This is a genomic window from Sulfitobacter sp., from assembly GCF_036960155.1.
In the GTDB taxonomy this organism is placed as follows: Bacteria; Pseudomonadota; Alphaproteobacteria; order Rhodobacterales; family Rhodobacteraceae; genus Sulfitobacter.
This window is the reverse complement of the sequence record NZ_JBALWB010000010.1, coordinates 83,162-109,096: the sequence shown is the minus strand read 5'-3', so window position 1 is coordinate 109,096 and position 25,935 is coordinate 83,162. Positions and strand designations below refer to the sequence as shown.

Here is a 25,935-nt window from a genome sequence, read left to right as displayed (position 1 = left end):
TGCTTTAGATTGACTGGGCTTCAGATTGAGCGGAGTGTCGGAATTGGAAACCTGCGGAGAACAAAATGGCCCTTCCCGACAAAATGTACGGCGTCGCTTTAACAGGGCACGGCGGGCCCGAAATGCTGCAATGGCGCGACGATCTTGCTACACCCTCCCCCATGAAGGGGGATGTCATAATCGAAGTCAGCGCAGCTGGCGTGAACAATACGGACCTCAACACGCGCATCGGCTGGTACTCTAAGGGAGACGCCGCATCCGAAGATGCCAGTTGGTCAGGCAATGCACTCTCGTTCCCGTTCATCCAAGGGGCCGATGTTTGTGGAACGATTGTCGCCGTCGGAGAGGGCGTAAATCCTGAACGTATTGGTGAACGGGTCTTGATTGAGCCGTGTCTGCGCAAAGCAAACGGTGAAGCGCTCGAGCTCCCCTGGTATTACGGCTCTGAATGCGACGGCGGCTTTGCCCAATACACGCGCGTGGCTGCGCGTCATGCGATTTCGATCAACAGCGATCTAACGGACGTCGAACTGGCGTCCTTTCCCTGTTCCTACTCAACAGCCGAAAACATGCTGACCCGCGCACGGGTAAAGGAAGGCGATGTTGTTTTGGTGACTGGTGCCTCGGGTGGCGTAGGATCAGCAACCGTACAATTGGCCCGCGCACGCGGCGCACGTGTGATTGCTGTTACAAGCGCATCCAAAGCATCCCTTTTGTCCGAACTAGGCGCCGAAAAGACGCTAAATCGCGACGATGATTTCCTTGCTGAACTGGGCGCAAATAGTGTCGATGTCGTTATTGATCTGGTCGCAGGGCCAAAATGGCCTGCACTGTTAGACATCCTGCGCCCCTTTGGTCGCTATGCAGTTGCAGGGGCTATTGCAGGTCCGATTGTCGATCTGGACGTGCGCACCCTCTACCTCAAAGACCTCAGCTTTTTCGGGTGTACCGTTCTTGAACCTGAGGTGTTCGGCAATCTGGTCAAGCGGATCGAAAGCAAACAGATTAAGCCACTGGTCGCAGAGACCTTTACGCTTGCCAATATCGGACAGGCCCAAGCAAGCTTTTCCGAAAAGGGCCATGTCGGCAAGATCGTCTTGACCGTACGATAGGCTTCTCGCACCTCTCGAGGTGTCAGGCATCACTTCGGCGGGGGATAGCTCCCGTCAACCCCGTGCACCTCGTTGCCCTCTAACGCAGGCGAAAAGACGCATATCAAATGCAATGCCGTGCCGTCTTCGGGCACGCGCACCTCATGCTGTTCGTGGGCGTTAGGAGCATACAACACGCCAGCATGAATTGTATGAACAGCGCCGCTTCCCAGCTCCACCACTTCGCCGGCGCCGCCAATGCAGTAACATGCCTCGATGTGATGTTTGTACTGCAACCGTAGCACGGCCCCCGGCAACACGCGTGTTTCGGTCATTGAAAATCCCATGCCATCCGAGCGGACCAACAGGCGCAAGCTCTCCCAGCCAGATCCACGGGCATCCCGTGTTGTTCCGGTCAACGTCGCCTTATCTGCAATTATCATCTCAATTCTCCCGTTGCGTCACAGGCAACATGACCTGCTTTGCAGACCGCTGCAAACCTCCTAGTCTAATTGAATGATCAAACTTCATCACCTCAACAGGTCCCGCTCGCTGCGCATTCTCTGGCTATTGGAAGAGATTGGCGCGCCCTATGAATTTGTTTTGCATGAACGCGATGAGGAAACCAACCTCGCGCCTGATGCCCTGCTCAAAGTGCACCCATTGGGTAAGTCACCTGTCATCGAGATTGATGGCGAAACCGTCGGTGAGAGTGCTGCAATCACCGAACTGCTATGCGCAAAATTTGCACCGCAGATGATCCCAGCCGTTGGTACAACAGCGCACATTCGCCACCTTGAAGCCATGCATTTCGCCGAAGGTTCTGCGATGACGCCGATCCTGCTAAAACTATATGTTGGACGTTTGGGTGAGGCAGGCGCGCCGTTGCATCCACGCATTCAATCCGAACTCGACAACCACTTCTCTTACATGGAACAGATGCTGCGCCCGTCGGGGCATTTTGTTCTAGATGATCTCTCCGCCGCCGACATTATGCTCAGCTTTCCTGCGCAAATTGCGATGCGGATGGAACAGCGCGAAACCTATCCAAAGCTGGCTGCTTTTGTCGACGCCATCGAGGCGCGGCCCGCATATATCCGCGCAGTTGAAAAAGGCGGCGTGTAAACCGCACTTTCCATTGCCAAGCGGTATCAAGGGTGGCACCAAAAGCGGATGAAACACATCCTGACCAGCCTTGATGGCACCCCTGCCAGCCGCCTTGCATTTGGCACCATGCAATTTGGAGGGCGCGCAGACCGCAGTGCCTCCCAAGAAATGTTTGATGCGTCGCTTGCCGCGGGCATCACCCATTTCGACACCGCCCATCTGTATACGGATGGCGCATCCGAAACCTATCTAGGCGAGATGATCAAGCCGCACCGAGAACGTCTGATCATTGCGACCAAGGCAGCCTATGCAGGTGGCGCCACCGCAGACAACATCCGCGCATCAGCCGAGACCTCTCGCAAGCGCATGGATGTTGATGTGATCGACGCGCTGTATCTGCACCGTTTTGATCCAAACACCGACATGCATGAGAGCTTTGAGGCCCTAGCCCAGCTCAGAAATGATGGTATCATCCGTGCTGTTGGCATTTCAAATTTCGCGGCTTGGCAAGCAGTTAAGGCTGCAAATATCGCGGCCAAATTTGATTTATCCATCTCGTTCATTCAGCCGATGTATAGCGCGGTGAAACGTCAGGCCGAAGTCGAGATCATGCCCATGGCAAAAGATATGGGCATGCTTTGTGTCCCTTACTCACCTTTGGGCGGTGGCCTACTGACAGGCAAATACGCAAACGGTGGCGGGGGCCGTTTGACCGAAGATAAAAACTATAAAGCGCGCTACCGTTTTGATCACATGCACGAAGCCGCTCAAACGCTAGGCCAGATCGCGGCCCGCGAAGGGGTACATGCGGCAACTCTAGCTGTGGCGTGGGCAGCGGCGCATGAGACCGCACCAACACCCATTATATCCGCGCGATCAGCCGAACAATTGGCTCCCTCCCTTGCTGCGATGGAATATACTATATCGCCCGAGCTTTATGCTGAGCTAGCCACTCTTGTCCCAACCCCGCCTCTCGCAACAGACAGAGCAGAAGAACAATGAGCGACATCATCATCATCGGCGGTGGGATTGCAGGCCTGTCTGCCGCCGCCCGCTTATCCGTCGACGCACAGGTAACCGTGTTGGAAATGGAAAGCGCCTTTGGCTACCACGCTTCTGGACGTTCTGCCGCCCTGATTGAGGAAAACTACGGCGCGCCGTCAGCTCAAGCCCTCAACCGCGCCAGCATGGAACATTTTGAAGCAGGCAATTATCTAACCCAACGTGGTTTGATGATTATTGCCTCCGCAGATGACGCCGAAGCCTTTCATGCAGATGCCAAGCAGATGGGCGTACAAGAGATTTCACCAGCTGAAGCGATTGATTTTGTTCCTGTATTGGACCCTAAAAAAGTTGCACTGGCCGGATATCACGCCGAAGCATTTGACATCGACACCGATCTTTTAATGCAGGATTTCATCCGCACCATACGCGAAAATGGTGGCCAGATTATATCAGACGCTATTGTGACAAGCATCCGTCAGGACGACCACGGCTGGCACGTAAGCGCGACTGAAACCTATAGTGCGCGCACGCTTGTAAATGCGGCGGGCGCCTGGGCTGACCTGATTGCAGGCATTGCGGGTGTGACGCCTTTGGGCATTATTCCACATCGCCGTTCAATGGCGCGTATCGCGGCCCCCGGTGGACATGACACCAGCCGTTGGCCCATGTTCTTTGGAACGGGTGAAAGCTGGTATGCAAAGCCGGATGCGGGTGCGCTGCTTGTCTCTCCTGCCGAAGAAGACGCGACCTACCCCCACGATGCCTTTGCCGATGATATGACCTTGGCCAAAGGGCTGGACCGCTATCAACAGATGGTAAGTACTCCTGTCACAAGACCACTGGCAACATGGGCGGGTCTGCGCAGTTTCGCGCCGGACCGTACACTGGTTCTGGGTCGTGATCCTGATGTGCCTGAATTTATCTGGTGTGCGGGACAAGGCGGATACGGTTTTCAAACCTCTCCCGCTGCATCTGTCCTGCTGGCTGACCTCGTGATGGGGCGCACACCAACCCTTGATGCCGACGCTGTGGCAGCACTACGTCCTGACAGGTTGCGGGTATGAGCAAGCTACCGCCAAACGCCAGTGTCGCAAGCCAAACTGAAGACGGAAAACTCTGCGCGCCTTCGGCATTGCGCAATGCGCCCGTGATTGTCGAGCTTTTGCAACAGATCGCACCACCTCGTGGTCGCGCCTTGGAAATTGCATCCGGTACTGGGCAGCATATTTCCGCTTTGGCCGCGGCGATCCCGCAGATCGATTGGTATCCAACCGAAATTGCAGTTGATCGGATCACCAGCATTGACGCCTACGCCGCGCAAGCGGCACTTGATAACCTACGCCCAGCGCAACTTCTTGATGCTTCCGTGCAAGGATGGGCAGCCAGTCACATACCATACGATCTGATTTATTTGGGTAACCTGCTGCATCTTATTTCAGCTGAGGCGGCGGCCACTGTTCTGCTCGAAGCGGCCAGCACCTTGGCGCCACAGGGTCACTTTGTAATCTACGGGCCCTTCAAACGCGATGGTATCCTTTCCTCGGATGGAGACGCAAAATTTGACGCTGAACTGCGCGCTGCCAATTCCGAAATCGGATACAAGGATGATCAATGGATCAAACAGGTGCTGACAGGCGCTGGCTTGGACGCTAGCCTCGTTCAGAACATGCCAGCGAACAACCTCGCCCTTATCGCCAAACGGAAGCCATTATGACTCTGCGCACAACTTTTTCGATCCTCATCATCTCAATCTTAGCCTCCTGCGGAGGAGGTGGTGGCAAGGTCATCCCCGTAGGAGAAGCCGTCGCACCCAATTTTCGCGATGCTGATCCGATTGATTTCAAAGGCCAACGGCCAGCGCGCTATCCGGTTCACGGCATTGATGCCGCGCGGTTCCAAAAAAGCATTCATTGGAAGCAGGCGCGCCGTAACGGGGTGAACTTCGCCTTCATCAAGGCGACTGAGGGCGGCGATCTGCTAGACTCGGCATTCAAGCAACATTGGCGCGGCGCGGGTCAGGCTGGCGTGGCGCGCGGCGCGTATCATTTCTATTATTTCTGCACTGCGCCAGAAGTTCAGGCACGGTGGTTCATTCGCAATGTCCCCAAGACCAAAGGCATGTTGCCCCCTGTGTTGGATATGGAGTGGAACCCCTTTTCACCCACCTGTGCACATCGTCGCCCCGACGCGAAGGTTGTGAAAGACGAAATGCGCCGCTGGCTCAGGATTGTTGAGGCGCATTACGGCCAGCGCCCGATCATCTATACCACGCCACGTTTTTACAAAGAAAACGAGCTGGCCAGTTTCAGAGGGTATGAGTACTGGTTGCGTACAACGGCCAAAACTCCGCATGAAGCATTTCCACGTCAGGGTTGGCGGTTTTGGCAGTATTCGTCCACCGGGCTTATTGATGGCATTCAAGGTGAAGTGGATCTGAACCTGTTTTCAGGAAGTGCCGCTGAGTGGAACGCTTGGCTGGCGGCGCGGTCTGTTAAATAACATTAGTTAAAAGGCCATAACCCTAGAAAAAAAGGGCCGCAGCACTAAGTGCTGCGGCCCTTTTTTATTTACCCATCCACACGGATGGTTGTGTTCTTTGGATCGTAAGGACTGTCTTCGACAATCTCGGCATCCCACAACTTGTCGAACATTTTCACGCTCAACTTTGTGCCAACCACGGCTGTTTCAGCCGAGACATAGCCCATGCCAATGGATTTCCCAAAGGCCACCGAATACCCGCCAGAAGTCAGACGCCCAACACGGGTGTCACCGTGATACAGCACTTCGTGACCCCATGGATCAGCATCATCAGGACCATCAATCAGCAAGGTTACGCATTTTGCCTTGATGCCATGATCTTCCAAGGCCTGCTTGCCATAGAATTCTTTTTTCATATCAACAAAGCGCGGCAGGTCAGCTTCTAACGGCGTTGCATCACGGCCCAGCTCGGTGCCAAAGGCGCGATAGCTTTTCTCTTGACGCAACCAGTTTTGCGCACGTGCGCCAACCAGCTTCATCCCATGTTTTTCACCCGCTTTTTCCAGCAGATCAAACAGGTGGTTTTGCATCTCGATCGGGTGGTGCAATTCCCAACCCAGTTCTCCGGTATAGGCCACGCGGATCGCACGCACAGGCACCATGCCCAGTTCGATGTTGCGCATCGTGAGCCAAGGAAAGCGTTTGTTGCTCAGCACAGTATCGGGGTTTGCATCTTTGATCACATCGCGCAGAACCTCACGCGATTTTGGACCCGCGATGGCAAATACGCCCCACTGCGTCGTGACATCGTGACATTCGATATAGCCCAATTCCGGCGCCTTATCCTCGATCGCTTTGCGCAGATAATCGCTATCATAGGCTGTCCACCCGCCTGCACTCACCAGATAGTATTCATCCTGCGCGATGCGCACGATGGTGTATTCGGTCCGTGTGGTCCCAGCGCCCGTCAGCGCATAGGTCAGGTTGATGCGCCCGATGCTTGGCAGTTTGTTGCAAGTGAACCAATCAAGGAAGGCCGTAGCACCGGGTCCTTTGACAACGTGTTTGGTGAAGGCTGTAGCATCGATCAGGCCTACACCTTCACGGATTGCTTTTGCCTCATCCACAGCGTACTGCCACCATCCCCCGCGTTTAAACGAACGTGAATCATAGTCGCTGAAACCCGCTGGCGCAAAATAGTTTGGACGTTCCCAGCCGTTCACCCAACCAAACTGGGCACCACGCGCGGCTTGGCGGTCATAGGCTGGGGATGTGCGCAATGGACGGCATGCAGGGCGTTCTTCGTCAGGGTGGTGCACGATATAAACGTGTTCATAGGCTTCTTCGTTTTTGCGCGCTGCAAATTCGGTTGTCATCCAGTCACCGTAGCGTTTTGGATCAAGGCTTGCCATGTCGATCTCGGCTTCGCCTTCAACCATCATTTGGGCAAGGTAATAGCCTGTGCCGCCCGCTGCGGTGATCCCGAATGAGAACCCTTCGGCCAGCCACATGTTACGCAAACCGGGTGCAGGGCCCACCAGCGGGTTGCCGTCTGGTGTGTAGCAGATCGGGCCATTAAAATCGTCTTTCAGGCCGCATTCTTCCGTGGAAGGGATGCGGTGGTTCATCGCCATATATTGGCCTTCAATCCGGTCCAGATTGAGCTGGAAAAGATCGGCGCGGAAACTGTCTGGCACACCGTATTCAAAACGGGCGGGCGCACCTTTTTCGTACACACCCAAGATCCAGCCACCGCGTTCTTCACGCACATAAGATTGGGCATCTGCATCGCGAATAACAGGGTGTTCGGCGTTCCCCTCTTCGCGGAATTTCACCAAATCGGGGTCTTGATCCATTACGATGAACTGGTGTTCAACCGGAATGGCGGGCATTTTGATGCCCAACATCTGGGCGGTACGCTGTGCGTGATTGCCTGACGCCGTGACAACATGCTCGGCGGTGATCACAACTTGTTCGTCAGAGGGAACAAGGTTGCCGCCCTTTTCTACCATCTTGGTTACGGTGACTTCCCATGCTTCGCCGTTCCAGTGGAATGCATCTGCTTGCCATTTGCGTTCAATCACAACGCCACGCTGGCGCGCGCCTTTAGCCATCGCCATGGTCACGTCAGCAGGGTTAATGTACCCGTCAGTTTGGTGATAAATCGCACCCTTCAGGTCTTCTGTGCGGATCAGCGGCCATTTTTCTTTGATCTCGTCGGGTGTCATCCACTGGTAGGGGACGCCACAAGTTTCAGCGGTAGACGCATAGAGCATGTATTCGTCCATGCGTTCATCTGTTTGTGCCATGCGCAGGTTTCCAACAACGGCAAAACCAGCGTTCAAACCCGTCTCTTCTTCAAGCGTTTTATAGAACTTGATCGAATAGTCGTGGATGTGGGTCGTCGCGTAGGACATGTTGAAATAGGGCAGCAAACCTGCCGCATGCCAAGTCGAGCCTGACGTTAGTTCATCGCGCTCTAGCAGGACAACATCATCCCAACCTGCGCGCGCCAAATGATAGGCGATCGAAGTTCCGACGGCGCCGCCGCCTACAACCAATGCTTTGACTTGCGTTTTCATGTCACGATTCCCTTTTGCGCGCTCTTGCCCCGTTTTAGACCGCAGGCACAGAAACCGACGCCAAACCGCGACCGGACAGAGCAGAAAACCGACCTACTCCTCAGTTGAAAGGTCGCAATTACGACGGATCCATGCGAGCTACAGCTTCTTAGGGAAGAATTTTACCCGGATTCATGATGTCGTCGGGGTCAAGCGCCCGTTTTATCGCCACCATAACATCAACTGCACCGCCTAGCTCTTTTACCAGATAGGGCCGTTTGCCTTGGCCAATTCCGTGTTCACCTGTGCAGGTACCGCCAAGAGAAATGGCACGATGATTTAACCAACTGACAAATTTTTCAGCATTCGCGACCTCGATCGGATCATCCATATCGATCAACACTGACGCATGGAAATTCCCATCCCCCGCGTGACCGACAACAGGCGCAATCAGGTTCAACTCTTCTGCTTTTTCATTTGTCGCAACAACTGCCTCAGCGAGTTTCGAAATCGGTACACAGACATCTGTGGCAACCGCCTTTGATCCGGGTCTAAGCGCAAGCATCGCCCAATAGGCATCATGACGCGCCTGCCATAGTTTTGTACGTTCTTCCGCCGAAGTGGTCGCCGCATATCCTGTTCCGCCAAAATCTTCGGCCAATGCACCGAAAGTCTCGGCCTGTTCGGCAACGCCCGCGTCTGATCCGTGGAACTCAAGCAACAACAAAGGTGTTTCTGGCAGTGTCAGCTTCGAATAGCTATTCACCGCTTTAACCACCAAAGCATCCAACAATTCGATCCGCGCAACAGGCAGGCCGTATTGGATGACTGCCATTACCGTTTCGCAGGCCGCCTCTACCGTTGGAAATGAACAACTGGCGGCAGAAATCGCTTCAGGAATACCCTGCAGGCGCAATGTAACTTCCGTGATGATCCCTAGTGTTCCTTCGGACCCAACCATCAAGCGCGTTAAATCATAACCCGCCGAAGATTTCCGCGCGCGGCTGGCGGTTCGGATGATTTCGCCGTTGGCCATCACAGCCTCAACGCTCAGCACGTTGTCTTTCATCGTACCATACCGCACCGCGTTGGTGCCAGACGCACGTGTCGCTGCCATGCCGCCAATACTTGCATCGGCACCGGGGTCGATCGGAAAAAACAAACCTTGGTCGCGCAGATGGGTATTGAGTGCCATGCGCGTCACACCCGGCTGTACACGGCAATCAAGATCCCCCGCGTTGACCTCTAGCACCTTATCCATTTGGCTGACATCGATACTGATCCCGCCTGCAGGCGCATTTACATGCCCCTCTAGGGAGGTGCCCGTGCCAAAGGGAATGATCGGCACCTTATGGGCTGCGCAAATCTTGACAACGTCAGACACTTCTTGGGTGGAATGGGCAAACACCACGCCATCGGGCGGCTGATTGTTGATCCATGTCGTGGTGTGTGCGTGTTGCTCACGGATCGAAGCGCCCGTGTTAAACCGTTCGCCAAATTGCTGCTTGAGAATACCCAGCGCCGCACCGATACCGTCTTCGTTGCGCGCTAGTGATGTTGCTTGAACCATTACTCTATTCTCCCAACGCGATGCCTTCGCGGCGCGGATCAGCGCCGCCCTGCAGCGTATCGCCAATAGCAATCAAATGAAGGCCCGACGTCAAAGCGCGCGCATTCGTTTCAAACCCAATACCGGTCAAACCGTCGTTCAACGCTTCGGCTGATGTTCCAGCTTCAAGGTCGTAGGTCCCAAAACGATTGACCGCATGTGGTAATGCAGCCGCTTCCTGAGGGTTAAGGCCCCAGTCAATCATCCCGATGATCGCTTCTGTGGTGTAACCGATGATCCTGCTGCCACCAGGAGAGCCAGCAACGATGACTGGCGCGCCGTCTTTCATAACGATTGTCGGCGACATGGATGAACGCGGACGCTTGCCCGGTTCAACACGGTTGGCAATCGACACGCCATCACGGTGACTGCGGAATGAGAAATCTGTCAGCTCGTTGTTGAGCAGAAAGCCACCAACCATCAGGCGACTCCCAAAACCGTTTTCGATGGTAGTGGTCATCGACGCCACATTGCCAGCCGCGTCTACAATCGAGATGTGAGAGGTTGAAGGCAGTTCAATTGCTTCGTCATCTGCCCAAATCAACGCATGATCAAACGCGGGGGAACCTGCTGACACTTCGGGCAGTGCATCATCGCCAGACAAAAGCGCACCACGTTCAGCCAAATAGGCAGGATCAAGCATGCCCTGCACCGGTACTGGCACATAATCGCTATCGGCCAGGTAGCGTCCACGATCTGCAAACGCGAGGCGCGCGGCATCACCGATCAAGCGACGCACATTGATATCATCAGGTCCCGCGCTGAGGTCGTAACCTTCTAGCATACCCAACGTTTGGCCAACTGCGATAGCACCGGAGGATGGTGGGCCCATGCCGCAAACATCATGCGCGCGGTAGGTGGCACAGACGGCTGGGCGTTCTTTAACTTGGTAGATCGCCAGATCTACTTCGCTCAGAACACCGGGATTGCCTTTGGCGCCTTGTACAGTAGCGATAATATTTTTGGCCAGATCGCCTGCGTAAAACGCATCAACGCCCTGCGCGCCAATTGCTTTTAACGTTTCCGCATAGGGCTGGTTCACAAGAGTATCCCCTGCCTTGATCGGTGTCCCTTGGGGTAAGAAATAGGCTGCGGTTGTGGTTGAGCTTGCCAGACGCTCTGCGTCAGAAGCAACAAGTTGGGCCAAGCGCGGGCTAACGGTAAAACCATTTTCGGCCAATCCCATGGCAGGGCTAAGAAGGCTCGCCCAATCCTGATTTCCGAAACGCTTGTGGACATGGGCCAATAGCGCAGGCGTGCCCGGCGTGCCCACAGAAAGACCACCAACCACAGCATCAAAGAACTTAAGCGGCTCGCCAGCTTCATCCTGAAACAATTGCGGTGTTGCGGCCAGAGGCGCCGTTTCACGACCGTCAAACGTGGTCAACTCGCCACTCGCGGCATCATACCAGACCAGAAATGCACCACCGCCCAAACCAGAGCTTTGCGGTTCAACCAAACCCAGCATCACCTGAACAGCGACAAGTGCATCAGCCGCCGTACCACCCGCAGCCAGAACATCTGCACCCGCCTTGACCGCATGAGGATTAGCCGCAGCGATCATCCAGTTGTCTGCCAAGACTGGTTGTCCTGCGGCCTTGGCTGCCAGCGATGCCGATACATCCGCAGACAGCGTCTCAAATACGCCGGCACTCGCGGCCTCTGGCGCAACTGCATCCGCCGCTTGTTGGGCTGCGACACTGCCAGCCATCGCAACAAAAACACCAAACAAAATTGTACGCATCACAGGTTTCCTCATTTTTTCAAATCGTTAGTCAACTTACGTTGACGGCGTTCATAGCATTGCAGGCACAACCTGATCTGGCGGCCTGTGACCATCATCAAACGTTTTAATATTGATGATCACCTTTTCGCCCATTTCAATCCGCCCCTCGACGGTGGCAGACCCCATGTGGGGCAGCAGGACGACATTCTCGAGCTCGCGCAAACGTGGGTTAATTTCGACGCCGTGTTCATACACGTCCAGACCCGCACCTTTTATCTCACCAGCGCGTAGCATCCGCGTTAGCGCGTTCTCGTCGATTACCTCACCGCGGGAAGTATTCACAATCACCGCATCCGGTTTCATCAGCTTTAATCGACGCGCATTCATGAGGTGAAACGTCGAGGGCGTATGTGGACAGTTAACAGAAATCACGTCCATCCGCGCAACCATCTGATCTAAGCTTTCCCAATAGGTCGCCTGAAGATCAGCTTCGGTTTCGGGGCGCAAGCGGCGACGGTTGTGGTAGTGGATTTGCATCCCGAATGCTGACGCGCGTTGCGCAACCGCCTGACCAATCCGGCCCATTCCCAAAATCCCCAAACGACGCCCAGAAATGCGACCGCCCAACAACGCATTAGGGGCCCAACCATCCCATTCGTTCTTTTGCATCTTGGCCATACCTTCCGGCATCCGCCGTGTGACCGCCAATAACAACGCCATTGTCATATCAGCGGTATCATCCGTTAACACACCAGGAGTGTTTGAAACCAAAACCCCCTGCTGGCGGGCGGTAGCCACATCAATATGATCAACGCCAGCACCGTAATTCGCAATCAACTTTAGGCGCTCCCCCGCTTGGGAAATCAGCGCGTTATCGATCTGATCCGTAATTGTTGGCACCAAAACATCGCAGGTTTTGATCGCTTCTCGTAACTCGGCGCGGGTCATGGGGGTGTCCGTGTCGCGTAATTGGACATCAAACAATTCTGCCAGACGGGTCTCAACGACCTCTGGCAACCGTCGCGTGACTACAACACTCAGCTGTTGTTTGGGCATTTTTGTATCTCCGGACTTGGCTTGACGTATGGATTAAGTGCATGGTGACCTAAGCAGCGACGAGGCACAAGAACCTCGAGTTGCATGAGCAAGACCAAAACAATAAAATTCAGTGCAGGCAGCACATTATGAACAAATCACAATTGCGCAAATTGGGCGCAGGGCTCCTTGGCGCGTGTGCGCTGATCCTGACCACCAGTTTTGCCACACCTGTTCTTGCCGGTAGCGGTACAGAAATGGGAAAAGTAACCAATCGACCTATCCCGCGTTTCGTTTCAATGAAGGCGTCCGAGGGGAATGTGCGCCGTGGGCCTTCATTGACCCACCGCATCGATTGGGTATTCAAACGCCGTGACATGCCTTTGCGGATCACAGCAGAGCATGGTCATTGGCGCAGAGTCGAAGACCGCGACGGTATCGGCGGATGGGTACATTACTCCCTTCTCTCCGGTACAAGAACTGTGTTGATCGAAAAAGATATGCTACAACTTCATTCACGTCCGGATGCAACGACGCTTGTGGTGGCCGCACTGGAGATGGGCGTTGTCGCCCGCGTTAGCGCATGTAACGGCGAATGGTGCCTTCTGCGTTCGGGCGGCTTCAAAGGTTGGGCACCCAAGGCCCGTCTTTGGGGTGTGCGCCCTACTGAGACGTTTGACTGATTGCACCTGAGCGCCTGTTGGACCATGCTGGGATTCCCAACTAGATCCAAAGGACCACACGTCATGAAATCCGTTTACTACGACCATTTCGGCAGCGCCGCCGATGTCCTGAACATTGCAACACTGGGCACCCCAGCACCAGCCGCTGGCGAAGTAACCATCCGCATGGCATTTTCTGGCGTAAACCCTTCTGACATCAAATCCCGCGCAGGGTCTCGTCCTGGCGTGTTGAAACCAGCCTTCCCGCAGGTCATTCCGCATAGTGATGGCGCTGGCGTGATCGAAGCAGTTGGAGAAGGTGTTCGCCCGAACCGTATTGGCAACCGGGTCTGGATCTGGAATGGCCAGTGGCAGCGCGCATTTGGCACGGGATCTACACACATTACCTTGCCAGCCGAACAAGCTGTCGATCTGCCAGAAGGCATCAGCCTTGAGACAGGTGCAGTCCTAGGTATTCCCGGGCTTACAGCGGCCGAGGCCGTGTTTGGCGCGGGCGACGTGACGGGGCAAACCCTATTGGTTTCCGGTGGCGGCGGGACTGTCGGCTATCTGGCTGTACAACTGGCCGTTTGGGGCGGTGCAAAAGTCATTGCCACCTGTAGCGAACGCGACATGGAGAGGGTTAAGGCCGCAGGCGCCCAGACCGTTCTGGATTACCGCTCCGAGACCCTGGTTGAGGATATTTTGACAGCGAATAGCGGTGCACATGTTGACCGCATACTTGAAGTCGAATTTGGCGCGAATATTATGATGAACGCCGAAGTCATCAAAGTGAACGGAACAATCGCCGCCTACGGCTCTCAAATTGACTTAACCCCTACAATGCCATTTGCTCCGTTCTTGTTCAAAGCGGCGACAATCGACATCATCTTGATCTATCTCTTGCCACTTGCGGATCGTCAGGAACGGATCACACGGCTGAATGACGCGCTGGCTGACGGTGCCCTCATTTGCCCTGTTGCGCAAATTTACCCGTTGGAAGAATGTGTAGCAGCGCATGAGGCGGTTCTTGCTGGAGGGCGCGCTGGGGCTATCTTGGTGGACTGTAGCTAATACCAAGTTTGCAAAAGCAATAAGGCGAGCCTAAGCTGCCGCCTTATTGTTAGCTATATTTTACAGAGATCATTAATGCGTCACATTGCTCTTTTGCTGTGCCTACTGCTGCCCATCAGCGTTCTGGCACAGTCCACCGACCAGCCCTCGGGAACGATAACCATTCAGGACAGCGCTGGCCAAGATGCTGCCATTGCCAACCGTATCCGCGACATCCTGAGCGAATTGGAAGGCTTTGATGACGTGACTGTTGCCGTAAGTTCCGGCATCGTAACCCTACGGGGCCATACGCTGGATACTGCAAGCGCTCAGCGCCTCAACACACTTGCAGGGCGCGTCGAGGGCGTGGTGGCAATAGAAAATGAAGTGACCAAGACAACCGACGTCGTGCAGCGGCTAAACCCCGCTGTTGAACGGTTTCTCGCACGCGGCAAACAGCTTATTGCCTTTCTGCCCCTAGCGATCATCGCCCTGTCGTTGTTTGCTTTGATCGTGCTGCTAGGCTTTGCCATAGCGCGACGCAAGCAGCCGTGGAACCGCTTGGCTCCAAATGCGTTTATTGCAGACATCTATCGGCAAATCCTGCGGTTGGTTTTCATCATCGGTGGTTTGGTCGTAGCTCTCGATATCATCAATGCAACGGCACTCCTGTCCGGCATTTTGGGCGCTGCGGGCATTGTTGGCCTCGCTATCGGCTTTGCGGTGCGTGACACGGTTGAGAATTTCATCGCGTCCATCATGCTTTCTATCCGCCAGCCCTTTCGCCCCAATGATACGATCGAGATCGGAGGCGACACTGGCAAGGTCATCCGCCTAACCTCTCGGGCAACGATTCTGCTGAGCTTTGACGGAAATCACATTCGCATCCCCAACTCGACCGTTTTCAAAAGCCGTATCGTCAATTTCTCTCGCAATGCAGAGCGGCGTTTTACGTTTCAGCTTGCCGTCGCGCCTGAGGCTGATCTGGCCCATGCCCAAACCCTGGCCTTATCGACACTTGAGGGGCTGCCATTTGTTCTGCAAGCGCCCAAAGCGTCCGTATGGATCGACTCCGTTGGTGACAGCTGGATCACAATGGGAATGGCAGCATGGATCAATCAAATTGATACAAGCACAGTCCTTGCACGGTCCGAAGCGATCCGCTTGGTGCAAGCCGCCTATGATACAGCAGGCATGGCCGCACAAGCACCCGCCTACCGGCTACTTCATAATGCTCCGCCAATTGATGCGAATTTGGCAATGGCGTCACAAAGCTCAGATTTTGAAGGCCCAGACCTACCACCAACACCCCCTCAAGATGTGGATGCACTTGAGGATAAGCAACTTGAACAAATCGTAGACCTTGAACGCGCCGAAGAGCACAGCGATTTGCTACGGGAAAACGCCGATCAAGAATAACTGACAATTAGGATGCATTTCTGACAGATAAAGGCTTGCACCCAACGCCATCCCGCCCTATCTAAGCCGCACGTTGGGATGTGGCCTAGTGGTAGGGCACCTGTTTTTGGTACAGTAGATCGTAGGTTCGAATCCTACCATCCCAGCCAATTTACCATTTATATTTAATATCAATTACTTAGCGTCGAACCGTTTATTGGTTCGTAACAGATTTTCGTAGCATTTTTTCGTACCGATTACTCTAACTACTGCAGGCACTAAGCCCAAGCCGACGCGACCTTTTTAAAACGCGAGCAGGATGATTCGGACTTACATTTCGACACCGATTATTCCTCAGTTTCTGAACATGCCCTCAGAAACTGAGCAGATGCGCGTATGCAGCCCGTGGGAGCGCTTGACGCCACGCCAGCTAGGGTGGGGAGGCGAAGCCCCAAGGCGAGCCCTTATACTCGACGGGTATTAGTGATGAGCAGAAGCGGTCTATCGTGGACCAGATACGGCTGCCAGCATGATGGTTCCTCCCGACATGGAGGTCTTTGAGGTCTCTAGTCATATTAGGTATGAGTAATGGACACTGAGAAAGAAGAAGAAATATGAAGGCGGGGGCTAGCTTCATGCAGCATTAACCATTTAGCCGCTAACAGAACATATGTGGAAAACTCTTTCATTTGCCCTGCCCGTGCTCTTTCCATCATGGCAATTCTTCAAAACGATTGAACCTTCACCTAGGGTACAATGGGCACTGCTGTCAGACAGCAAATCTGCTGTGATTGAGTGGAGAGAGTTCCGGCCGCACCCTTTGACGATCTCACCAATCCAGATGGTTTTTCGGCTATTTTGGAACCCTGACTGGAACGACGCGTTGTTCGTCGTAAGTTGTGCTGAGCGAATTCAACAATCCCCCGATCCGCACAGTATCAATGAAATCAGACGGCGGATTCTATCTGATCTTCAGAAGCTCCCGATTGATACAATGGGACAGCTGCTGCAATTCCGGTTGGTTTTTGTGCATCGTGGCGAAACGGGTTTGGTCCGTGAGGTCGTGTTTCTTTCAAACACATATCCAGCAAATGTATTCGTAAAATGTTGACGTTAGAACTCGCTCTGCGGGCGACTGAGGTTCTATTGGCTTTGGCCTTTTTACAGCAAAGCGCCGAGCATATCTTCGGGTCCCGCGACAGCCGCCAACTATTCGTCTGGCGCGCGATCATGAGCATAGGACTTTTGCCCGGGCATTATAGTGAGTGGATCCTGCTGGCTTTGTCTGCACACAGCCTGCTTATCTTGAACCGCTATCAAGGCCCCTACAATGGAGGCAGCGACCGAATGGGCCTATTGGTTTTATATTGCTTGTGCCTTTCTCGGTGGCTTCCAGAGGGGCTCCCCAGCGAAGCCGCATTTGGTTACTTGGGCCTTCAGGTTATCGTATCCTATTTCGTGTCCGGCCAAGTTAAGATCGTCAATCGCGACTGGCGAACTGGACAAGCGTTGCAGGACGTTTTTAGTTTTTCAGCCTACCCTGTAGCGGAATCATTGCGCGCGCTGGCCAAACGTCCACACCTGCTTTGGATGGCGTCATGGATGGTGATGCTGTTCGAAGTTCTATTTCCTCTAAGTTTTTTGAACTCAACCACCCTCATGTTGGCCCTTGCGGTGGCGATCTCGTTCCATGTGGCCAACGCCTGCCTGTTTGGGTTGAACCGATTTGTTTGGTTTTGGATCGCAGCCTATCCATCGCTGATATGGCTGCAGGCGCGTCTTGTGGCTGGCGTTTAGCTAGGAGTTCTATTTTTGCACACAGTATCTTAGGCCATAACAACAACGGCTCGGCGTTCGAGGTTGTTTAGGGAGGGAAACCTATGAAACTGGTTTTTGAGTGTGTATGGAATTTAAAATGATCTTCTTTTTTCAGCATATTTATTTTTTGCCTTCATAAGTGGCCTAATATTTCTCTACTCAAGCTTCGCGTTGAGCTTCGGCAACCTCTTTCTGTTATTTGACGTAAGTTGGCTTATGTCGATCTGGGCTCCAAAGCATCAACCTATCAAGTACATTGTTTTTCTATTTTTTCAGAACCTTATGTTTCGTTGAGCAATCAATTGGAGGCCGCAATGGTCTGGGATTTGGGAGTGGATCAGGTGGCCACCCATACCAAAGACAAATGGTCGATGGTGAGTATATGTATGTTGGCAAAATACGAGCGATGAAGTTCATCGCACTTGGAGTGTTTGTCTATTTTATTGGCGAATTTTGTCGTCTTGTCGGAAAAGAGGCCCAGAAAAATTGAGCCGGGTGGCTCAACCTAGGCGTCAAAGCTTCTTTAAAGCACTAATGACTCGTTAGAATAGGCCGATAATCTAGTTCGAGCCAAGCTTGAAAGTCAGTCAATCCGGACTCCAGAAATTCACAATAGTCCCTTCAGCGGATCCCAAATAGTCCCTTCAGCGGATCCCAAATTTCAAGTACAGTGGGGCGTAGTTGCACAAATCGGTTGAGGACGGCAATGCGGATTTGGATTTCCGCAACCTGACGATCAAATTCCCTCGCCATTTGGGATTGGCCAAGCAGTTTCATACGATGCATCCACTGACCGACAGGATCATGCGCAACATGATCCAGAGAGGTTTCGTTTCGACACGGCTTCGGCGGTGATATCGGCTCCAGCGTCGCCACACGGTGCGGTCCAGATATCGTTGTGCATTGACCGCGTCGTTACGTGCAGCACTTGTCCACTGCCCGGCAGTGCGTGCCAGCATGCACGAGAGGGGGCTTTCAGGGCTTTGCATTCTTACGCGGTGGGATCAGCGTGGGCACCTCGGGCGGCAACTGCCTCGTGGCATTTACGCGTGTCATAGGCCCATCAGCGGTGACGGTGCCTATGTCCTGATCGGGAGGGATTTGGTTCAGGAGTTCGGGCAGCATAGGGGCATCTCCGATGTTGCTGCTGGTGACTTCGACTGCCCGAACCTCCAGCGTTTCCTCGTCGAGGCCTATGAGTATCTTACACCAGGTACAGCGTATGGAGCCGCTATACGGCAGGCTGACATTCAGTGTTTTTTTCATGACGACATAAGGTACAGAAGTCTGGGGCTGCCCAGTCCAGCCCAACCATCTGCAATAGGCTCTGGACGAACCCAGTTGTCTGGCGAAACGGCATACCAAACAAGACCTTCAGCGTCAGGCACGTCTGAATGGCAGCGTCATTGAATTGCCGTTGCGACCCCGCTCGCCACTTGGCCGCGGTGTCCAAACCATCTCTGGATCAAACCAGCCCCTCACACATGCAAGCATGTGTTGTCAGCCAGTGGATCGACAACGATCCGCGCCGCTTCAAACTGGCATTGTAAGACGACCAATTCTTGGTCTTGTACTTCGTAGGCGCCCAACGGCTCATGCCGTCAGCTATAATGATGGATTCATACAGTGGATTCCGTCAGCCGATTTGTGCAACAAAACAGTACAGTGATCACAACTCAAACCGCTACTCCATCAAAAATGCCAACCCAGATGACATCTCATCAACCATGTCCTCAGGGTTCCATCCTGTATTCCGACACGCCAAATGCAGATGGCGTTGAAATAGGCCGTCCAAAATATGATAGGCTGCTGTTGTCGTCTCAGGGCGCATTCCAACTGCATCAACAATCCGACCCGTCATGTCGATCAGCGATGCCTCGATGTCACTAACAACCTTCTGGAACGCCTCCTCAAACAGGGCTTGAGACCGGATATCATACCAAAGTCTGTGTGTGGCGGCGTCCGCTTCAATGGTTCCGGCTAGGCCATCTAAGATGGCAGCCAGTTTATCATCTTGAGGGATATCCAGCGCAATGATTTGATCTATGTCTGATACGAAACGTTCTTTGTAATTGCGTACGCAGAAGCAAATTAGATCATTTTTGTCATCAAAATGGTAAGTTAACGCACCAACAGAGCGACCAGAGATCGCCGCGATGTCACGTAGTCCCATCCTCGCATAGCCCAGCTCGGAAATGGCCGCTACTGCATAAGCGGCCAATTCCAATTTTGTCTCTTCGCGCCGAATTGAACGGCGCGTCGCATCGGCTCTCATCTTTGTAACTTTTGCAAGGGCTGTCATTTCCGTCACCTACATCAGACATTGAGCTTCTTACTAAGTACTTATGTGTGCTCAGCCAAGTAGCGCATTCAGGAAAATACGTGGAATTTTGAGGAATGACGGTTTGTATTGGAAACGCGTCAACAACATACCAATTATATGCTGCTTGCGGTTCGTTACCAACCAAGGTGGCTTTGGCAAAAGCGTCATACTCAGGCTTAGCAAGTTACGCGGGAATGGCCTGAAGGGCGCCCAAACGATGCAACGCTCCACCTTGTCGAACATATAGGTGTTATGGACAAAACCGATACCACTTTGCACGTCATCAAGAGTATGACCCGGAAACGCACCCCAAGGACATTGCGGCATCAAAAACCCAAGCCCCGTCCATGCGTTGATCGCGATTGTACCATAGCGCAAATCAGCCAGAATTTCTTCAAACTGCTTTTTGCCGATTTGCTTGATCGTTGCGGGGTGGATCAAAATATTTGCGCCAAGCGTGCCGTGCAGCTCAGTGTTGCAATACTCAACCGCGTCCCGCAAATACTGCGCCGGATCAGTGCCCGCGATTTCATGTGTGGTCATTGCGGGGGCAAAAACTTCGGTGTTTTTGAAGTACTCTGCACTTGTTTCAGGCTCCAGAAGGATTGGCTCTGCGTCCACACGCTCAAGCTTAACAACATTGCTGCTGTTATCCTCAAACGCCTGCAACCGATCCTTTGCTCCGGGATAATAAAGCCCCCGTGTTGGCGCGTTTGCCATGACATCCGTGACCGTTTTCTTAAACTTGGCCGCCTTATCCCAATCACCCGGCATAACCATGACCTGACAAGCAACGCAGTTGAAGCCAGAATTGTGCAGCTTCATGGTTGCGACTTGAGCAGCTTGGAATTTCAGATCGGCAGCAGTCCAAGGTCCAGGAACAATGATTACGGGGCAAACGGCGCCCAACTCGGACGTGATCTTTCGTGGATTTTGCGGCGTGCCTGCCGCCTTGTTTGCTACACCTTCTGCACCAACGCCCCAAACGATTGCATCATGCGACGTTTCTGCGCCAGTGATGTGAATTTCTTCAATATCGGGGTGGTTGCAAAGGTACTGACCAACATCAGTGCCTCCTGTAACAATGCGCAAGGCACCCACATCAATCAACGGTTTCATGAAATCCGCCAAGTATGGCGCAAGGTAGTCGTTCACAGGGTTCATTTTCAAAACCACGACGCTGTGTTCGCTGAATATTTTTTGAAAGCAATCAAGCGGCGTAATCGCTGCGATGTTACCTGCGCCGAGAACCAAGGAAACCACGCCTTTGCGATCTTTTGGCGCAATATCATAAGCGCTAGCAGTGTGTGTCGCCAGATTGGCAGCGGTCACACCTTTTTCCATCCAAACGTCCGCGCGAACACCTGAAAGCAGCAGATAATCCCAAATTGAATGCGGAACAATCTTTGCTGACACTTGGCCAGTGACCGTCTCACGCAGTGGAATTTTCTTGAGGAATTTTTTGTCTTTCATCTCGGACAAGGTTTCAATCAAGTGGTTCATTGCAGCCATCACCGCGTAAGGACCTGAAATCCATTCTTCACCCGCCAAAGGGGAACCCTGCGGGATCTGCTTTTTAGTCGCAGCCTCGGCTGCCCACTCAGGTGCCACACGATTTAGACGATCCCGCATTTGGCTAATGATGCCAATGCGCTTTTCAATACTGGACTGTGCCCATGCTGCTGCGTTTGCCTTTAGCGCAGCAACATCGCGCGCCAGTTCCGGCTGCTCGGCCACATCTGATAATTTTTTAGCTGTACTCATGATACTCTTTCCCCTTCTGGGGTTAATAGTTGGACCTGAACATTGCGCAGGTCCTTTTTGCGATCTTAGGTGTCGCGATCATCTGCCTACAATTTGTCTGAAATAGGCTCGCTACATGCTTGCCAAATGGCAAGTATTTCTGTGTGTTTTGGTCAAACACCTCGATCCCGTTCACGACTGACCGCTTGCTCCAAGTCGGGATGAGGTGCCGCCTAGCAGGCAGCACCCCCATAATTTATGCGTCAGCCTTTACGAGGTCCGCGCATTTCTCACCGATCATGATGCTAGGCGCATTAGTGTTGCAGTTCACAATGAACGGCATGATGGATGCATCCGCGACCCGCAGGCTACCAATGCCGTGAACGCGCAATTGTGCATCCACAACTGCCATATCATCACTGCCCATCTTACAGGTGCCGACCGGGTGATAGATCGTTTGGATGTTGTTGCGAATGAATTCACGCAGCTCATCATCTGTCTGAACATCTTTGCCAGGTAGGTACTCTTCGCCACGGAACTCATCAAATGCAGATGACTCCATGATTTTTCGGCCAATTTTGAATCCTTCAAGCACCACTTCGAGATCGCGATCATCTTCAAGAACGGCTGGATTAATCACTGGCTTATCGTGCGCGTCCGCCGAAACGAGGGACAAAGACCCAACACTTCTGGTGCCTACGATGCCGGGCAACAACGTATAGCCGTGGCCTTCTGGGTTTCCTGCACCATCAGCGATGAACCAGTTTGGTGCAAAGTGGAATTGTAGATCTGGCGCTTCAACGTCATCAAACACTGTCAAAAAGCCACCAGCCTCGCCGATGTTGGATGTCAAAAGACCCATACCTTCGGCAAACAGCTCTGCTTGACCTGGCTCAGCTGCACCTGCCAACGTCACCGGTTTGAGACTGTGATATGCCAGTGGTGCCATTCCATGGTCCTGAAGGTTTTGGCCAACACCGGGCAGGTCTTTTTCAACCGTAATACCCAACGCTTCTAGGTCTGCTTTTGGGCCGATGCCCGAAAGCATCAAAAGCTGTGGTGAATTAAACGCCCCCGCGCTGACAATAACCTCAAGGTTTGCATTCACTTCGTGGATCTCTCCACCCGCTTCAAACCGAACCCCCGTGCACTTGCCGTCGCTGATCAGCAACTTATGCGCCAAAGCTTCGCCTTGGATTGTCAGGTTTTCGTTCTCAAGCGCTGGATGCAGATAAGCGACAGCAGTTGATTCACGTTTGCCGTTATTCTGCGTTACTTGGTACTGTCCGAACCCTTCTTGATCGCCATCATTGAAGTCAGAATTTATCTTGTGGCCCTGCTCTTTGGCTGCCTCCACGAATGCAAGCGTCAATGGATTTGGATCATTCAGATCAGACACATTCAGCGGGCCACCCGCGCCGTGCATTTCGCTGGCGCCACGAGAGTTATCTTCTGCCTTCATAAAGAATGGCATAACGGCATCCCAATCCCAACCGGGGTTATCCTTGCCCCAGCTGTTATAGTTTGAAGGGTGTCCGCGCTGATAGATCATCGCGTTGATCGAAGACGTACCACCATACATCTTGCCACGTGGCATGAATAAATTCCGCTCATTCAACCCTTTTTGTGGCGTACTAGAATAGGCCCAATCCAGTTCTGTATTGAACAAAAACGGGAACGTTGCGGGGATATGAATATACTGGTTGTCATCAGGCGGGCCCGCTTCCAGCACCAGAACTGTCTTGCTAGGATCTTCGCACAAACGTGCAGCGATGGCACAACCAGCAGAGCCAGCACCAACAACAACGTAATCATAGCTTTCAGCAGCTTGCGCACTTGCGTGTTGGCCGCTCAGCACCATCGGTGTTGCCGCCACGACGCCAAGCGCAGCCGACGACCGCAAAAATTTCCGCCGCGAAATTTTTCCGCTTTCGAAATTCGATTTTAGTGCACTAAATTTAGGTGTAGTCATCTTGTCCTCCCATAGACAGCTGTCGTTGCAGCTCGATAATTACAAAACAGTTATACAAAACAGTTGTTATGTAAATCTATTTGTTTGTGATCAGCCAAATCAACAAGCGTGTCGGGCATCTAGAATGGCGCCATTCGACAAAGGAACAGACGCCCAACGCCCTGAACCCACCGCTCCCAATTGTATCTATCTTTCATGATGTTCTTAGCGGTTTGGTTAGGCGCCATGCGTATGTGTTGAGTGGGAAAAAATGGGTGATTGGTTTGCAGAATTTAAATACGTCAGCGGAAGCTGTTATTCGTCACAGCATGCCCTTTGTGTTGGCAGCCATATGCATTTATTCAGCCCCTCAAGTTTTGAATACAGTGTCTTTGCCTGATGTTGTATTTTTGATCGGAACCTTGCCTCTTTGGGCCTGGTTCCTTGCGATGGCTTTCACAGTTGTCAGTTTTTACGCGGTTGGTCAGTACGATGTTTTGGCCAGACGGCACTTGGGCGCATTAACACCGGATGGACAGGCGCGCCGCAATGGAATGGTTGCCGTTGCCCTTTCTCAAACACTTGGCTTTGGGTTGATCACGGGCAGTCTCGCGCGATACCGATTACGTCCTGACGAGGGGCCTTTGCGCGCTGGCCAGATCACCGGATTGGTCACATTATTCTTCCTGACAGGACTAGCCGTTATTGTTGCACTGGCGGGCCTTTTGTCAGGTGTATTGATCTATCGCAGCATCAGCATCTCAGTCCTATTTGGGACGATTTCCGTCTTAATATTTTTGACGCTTTGGCGACCCAACATTCGCTTCAAACAACGTGAAATTTCGATTCCTTCACTGACCGCAGTCAGTGCTGCACTCTTTTGGACCGCAGTTGATGTCTTGGCTGCAGCTGCTGTTCTCTACATCATTTTACCTGCGCAAGTGCAGCTTCCCTTTTTCGCTTTTCTGCCCGTGTTCTGCGTCGCATTGGGGGCTGGCACGTTATCGGGCGTTCCAGGTGGCGTTGGTCCATTTGAATGTGTGTTGCTTGCATTGACCGCCAATGAAATGCCCGCGCATATCGATCCAACCCATCTAATGACGGCAATTTTGGGTTTTCGTATCGTCTACTTTGTTGTGCCTGCCATCTTGGCTGCTTTTGTAATTTTGCGCCCAAACACTTCCAATCATTCTGCGCAATCAACACCAAAAACCTCACCGCCACATCACGTCCTACGTGCTGAAACGGGTGTTATCGCTCAAAACGGTGGCGCGATGGTCTCATTCACATCGGGTTGCGCTGCCCTTTGGTCCACTGGAAATAGCCTTGTGGTGTTATTTGACCCCGTACTGAATGCCTCAACAAATTGGGTATGCGACCTCAAACATTACGCGCGCAGGCGCAATCTATTGCCTGTGATTTACAAGTGTTCCGCCCGAACTGCGACAGCCGCGCGCAAGGAGAACTGGTGTGCCTTCAAAGTGGCCAAAGACGCAATTATCACCCCAACCTCATTCGACACCAAAGGTTCAAAAAATGCGCGATTGCGAAGAAAGCTGCGCAAGGCAACATCAGCTGGCACAACGATAGAAACATTCCAAAGGGAACATCTACGTGATCTGGAACGGATTGACGCGATTTGGCAATCTCGATGCGGGAGCCCCAGAGGCGGCACAATGGGACGGTTTTGTCCTAGGTATATTGAGGATCAGCTCGTTCTTGTGGCCAAACACAATGGAAAACCAGTAGCCTTTATCACTCTCCACACTGGCGCACAGGAATGGGCACTAGATATCATGCGCGATTGTCCAACTGCGCCAGATGGCTCCATGTATCTACTTGTACACGCCGCAATCCAAATGGCAGCAACGGCCAAGATCACCAAATTCTCATTGGCTGCCGTGCCTGTAATAAGAGACGCTGGTGAGGGTTTTCAAGGCATCCTCCTTGGTTACATGTGTGAAAAATTCAATTCAAAAGGGTTAACCCAATTCAAGTCCGCGTTTAACCCTAAGTGGGAGCCGCTTTATATGCTCGCCCCAACCAGGTTGGGTTTATGTTTAGGTGCCATTGATTTGCTAAGAGAAATTCATCGACCTGCGAAAGTTGGATTTGCCAAAGCACATCCCGATGCCCACCCGAAACAGCAGGTGCATCAAATGCCTTTGCTACAAATGTAACATTGGCAAAGCGGAACGGCTGGTGACGGTCATCAAATTTTGTTCGAAACTGCCAGTATCTCAGGCTAAGATTAGTTCCCAATACGCTCAAGACATAAGGTCTGGCCCGCCTTTTTGTTTCATGCGCACAAACCTAGACCTGAGAATAGACATTAAAGTTGCGACATGCAATTTTGGACACATGAAACGTGACAC

20 protein-coding genes, 1 tRNA gene and 1 pseudogene are annotated in these 25,935 nt (G+C 52.9%); 12 read left to right on the top strand and 10 right to left on the bottom strand.

Annotated features, from left to right (window positions below; all coding sequences use genetic code 11):
• Window positions 1-65: 65 nt before the first annotated feature.
• On the top strand, window positions 66-1,112 hold the full coding sequence (locus V7775_RS18755; RefSeq protein WP_335753455.1) for an alcohol dehydrogenase family protein: 1,047 nt from the start codon (window positions 66-68) through the stop codon (window positions 1,110-1,112).
• A 29-nt stretch (window positions 1,113-1,141) separates the two neighbouring features.
• Here V7775_RS18755 and V7775_RS18750 read toward each other — a convergent pair whose 3' ends face one another.
• The gene (locus tag V7775_RS18750) at window positions 1,142-1,534 is read right to left on the bottom strand and encodes an ectoine synthase (protein WP_335753454.1); all 393 of its coding nucleotides are present in this window, start codon (window positions 1,532-1,534) and stop codon (window positions 1,142-1,144) included.
• Between the two features lie 73 nt (window positions 1,535-1,607).
• On the opposite strand from V7775_RS18750, the gene V7775_RS18745 reads away from it, so the two are divergent.
• The 5 genes from V7775_RS18745 to V7775_RS18725 are packed head-to-tail and all read left to right on the top strand — an operon-like array spanning window position 1,608 to window position 5,702.
• Entirely contained in the window at window positions 1,608-2,216 is a 609-nt protein-coding gene (locus V7775_RS18745) for a glutathione S-transferase family protein (protein WP_335753453.1), read from the top strand.
• A gap of 48 nt (window positions 2,217-2,264) precedes the next feature.
• Entirely contained in the window at window positions 2,265-3,200 is a 936-nt protein-coding gene (locus tag V7775_RS18740) for an aldo/keto reductase (protein ID WP_335753452.1), read from the top strand.
• A complete protein-coding gene (locus V7775_RS18735; protein WP_335753451.1) occupies window positions 3,197-4,267 on the top strand; it encodes an NAD(P)/FAD-dependent oxidoreductase in 1,071 nt (356 codons plus the stop codon). The genes V7775_RS18740 and V7775_RS18735 overlap by 4 nt, the downstream gene beginning before the upstream one ends.
• On the top strand, window positions 4,264-4,917 hold the full coding sequence (locus V7775_RS18730; protein ID WP_335753450.1) for a DUF938 domain-containing protein: 654 nt from the start codon (window positions 4,264-4,266) through the stop codon (window positions 4,915-4,917). The genes V7775_RS18735 and V7775_RS18730 overlap by 4 nt, the downstream gene beginning before the upstream one ends.
• Window positions 4,914-5,702, top strand: a complete 789-nt coding sequence (locus V7775_RS18725; protein WP_335753449.1) for a glycoside hydrolase family 25 protein — start codon at window positions 4,914-4,916, stop codon at window positions 5,700-5,702. Before V7775_RS18730 ends, V7775_RS18725 begins: the two co-directional genes overlap by 4 nt.
• Before the next feature lie 68 nt (window positions 5,703-5,770).
• Here V7775_RS18725 and V7775_RS18720 read toward each other — a convergent pair whose 3' ends face one another.
• The 4 genes from V7775_RS18720 to V7775_RS18705 form a co-directional block, all read right to left on the bottom strand.
• Complete coding sequence (locus tag V7775_RS18720) at window positions 5,771-8,263, bottom strand: GcvT family protein (protein WP_335753448.1); 2,493 nt, start codon at window positions 8,261-8,263, stop codon at window positions 5,771-5,773.
• Between the two features lie 148 nt (window positions 8,264-8,411).
• Window positions 8,412-9,812 (bottom strand): FAD-binding oxidoreductase, encoded by a 1,401-nt coding sequence (locus V7775_RS18715; RefSeq protein ID WP_335753447.1) that lies wholly within the window; start codon window positions 9,810-9,812, stop codon window positions 8,412-8,414.
• Window positions 9,813-9,816: 4 nt separating this feature from the next.
• Window positions 9,817-11,595, bottom strand: a complete 1,779-nt coding sequence (ggt, locus tag V7775_RS18710; protein WP_335753446.1) for a gamma-glutamyltransferase — start codon at window positions 11,593-11,595, stop codon at window positions 9,817-9,819.
• 51 nt (window positions 11,596-11,646) lie between these two features.
• Window positions 11,647-12,633: a 2-hydroxyacid dehydrogenase gene (locus V7775_RS18705; protein ID WP_335753445.1), complete on the bottom strand. Its 987-nt coding sequence runs from the start codon at window positions 12,631-12,633 to the stop codon at window positions 11,647-11,649.
• Between the two features lie 128 nt (window positions 12,634-12,761).
• On the opposite strand from V7775_RS18705, the gene V7775_RS18700 reads away from it, so the two are divergent.
• The 5 genes from V7775_RS18700 to V7775_RS18680 all read left to right on the top strand — a co-directional run bounded on the left by V7775_RS18700 (window position 12,762) and on the right by V7775_RS18680 (window position 17,522).
• Window positions 12,762-13,295, top strand: a complete 534-nt coding sequence (locus V7775_RS18700; RefSeq protein WP_335753444.1) for an SH3 domain-containing protein — start codon at window positions 12,762-12,764, stop codon at window positions 13,293-13,295.
• Window positions 13,296-13,358: 63 nt separating this feature from the next.
• Window positions 13,359-14,348, top strand: a complete 990-nt coding sequence (locus tag V7775_RS18695) for an NADPH:quinone reductase (protein ID WP_335753443.1) — start codon at window positions 13,359-13,361, stop codon at window positions 14,346-14,348.
• Between the two features lie 75 nt (window positions 14,349-14,423).
• Window positions 14,424-15,746: a mechanosensitive ion channel domain-containing protein gene (locus tag V7775_RS18690; protein WP_335753442.1), complete on the top strand. Its 1,323-nt coding sequence runs from the start codon at window positions 14,424-14,426 to the stop codon at window positions 15,744-15,746.
• A 74-nt stretch (window positions 15,747-15,820) separates the two neighbouring features.
• Window positions 15,821-15,895 (top strand) — tRNA-Gln (locus V7775_RS18685).
• A 934-nt stretch (window positions 15,896-16,829) separates the two neighbouring features.
• Window positions 16,830-17,522, top strand: a complete 693-nt coding sequence (locus V7775_RS18680) for an HTTM domain-containing protein (RefSeq protein WP_335753441.1) — start codon at window positions 16,830-16,832, stop codon at window positions 17,520-17,522.
• 996 nt (window positions 17,523-18,518) lie between these two features.
• On the opposite strand, the gene V7775_RS18675 is transcribed toward V7775_RS18680, so the two are convergent.
• The 5 genes and pseudogenes from V7775_RS18675 to V7775_RS18655 all read right to left on the bottom strand — a co-directional run bounded on the left by V7775_RS18675 (window position 18,519) and on the right by V7775_RS18655 (window position 23,581).
• Complete coding sequence (locus tag V7775_RS18675) at window positions 18,519-18,719, bottom strand: transposase (RefSeq protein ID WP_443070145.1); 201 nt, start codon at window positions 18,717-18,719, stop codon at window positions 18,519-18,521.
• Window positions 18,720-18,776: 57 nt separating this feature from the next.
• A pseudogene (locus V7775_RS24860) lies at window positions 18,777-19,140 on the bottom strand (transposase); the annotation flags it as partial.
• Between the two features lie 87 nt (window positions 19,141-19,227).
• On the bottom strand, window positions 19,228-19,845 hold the full coding sequence (locus V7775_RS18665; RefSeq protein WP_335753438.1) for a TetR/AcrR family transcriptional regulator: 618 nt from the start codon (window positions 19,843-19,845) through the stop codon (window positions 19,228-19,230).
• Window positions 19,846-19,896: 51 nt separating this feature from the next.
• Window positions 19,897-21,630, bottom strand: a complete 1,734-nt coding sequence (locus V7775_RS18660) for an aldehyde dehydrogenase family protein (protein WP_335753437.1) — start codon at window positions 21,628-21,630, stop codon at window positions 19,897-19,899.
• A gap of 235 nt (window positions 21,631-21,865) precedes the next feature.
• On the bottom strand, window positions 21,866-23,581 hold the full coding sequence (locus tag V7775_RS18655; protein ID WP_335753436.1) for a GMC family oxidoreductase N-terminal domain-containing protein: 1,716 nt from the start codon (window positions 23,579-23,581) through the stop codon (window positions 21,866-21,868).
• Between the two features lie 428 nt (window positions 23,582-24,009).
• Here V7775_RS18655 and V7775_RS18650 point away from each other — a divergent pair, with 428 nt between their 5' ends.
• A complete protein-coding gene (locus V7775_RS18650) occupies window positions 24,010-25,740 on the top strand; it encodes a phosphatidylglycerol lysyltransferase domain-containing protein (protein WP_335753435.1) in 1,731 nt (576 codons plus the stop codon).
• Window positions 25,741-25,935 lie beyond the last annotated feature (195 nt).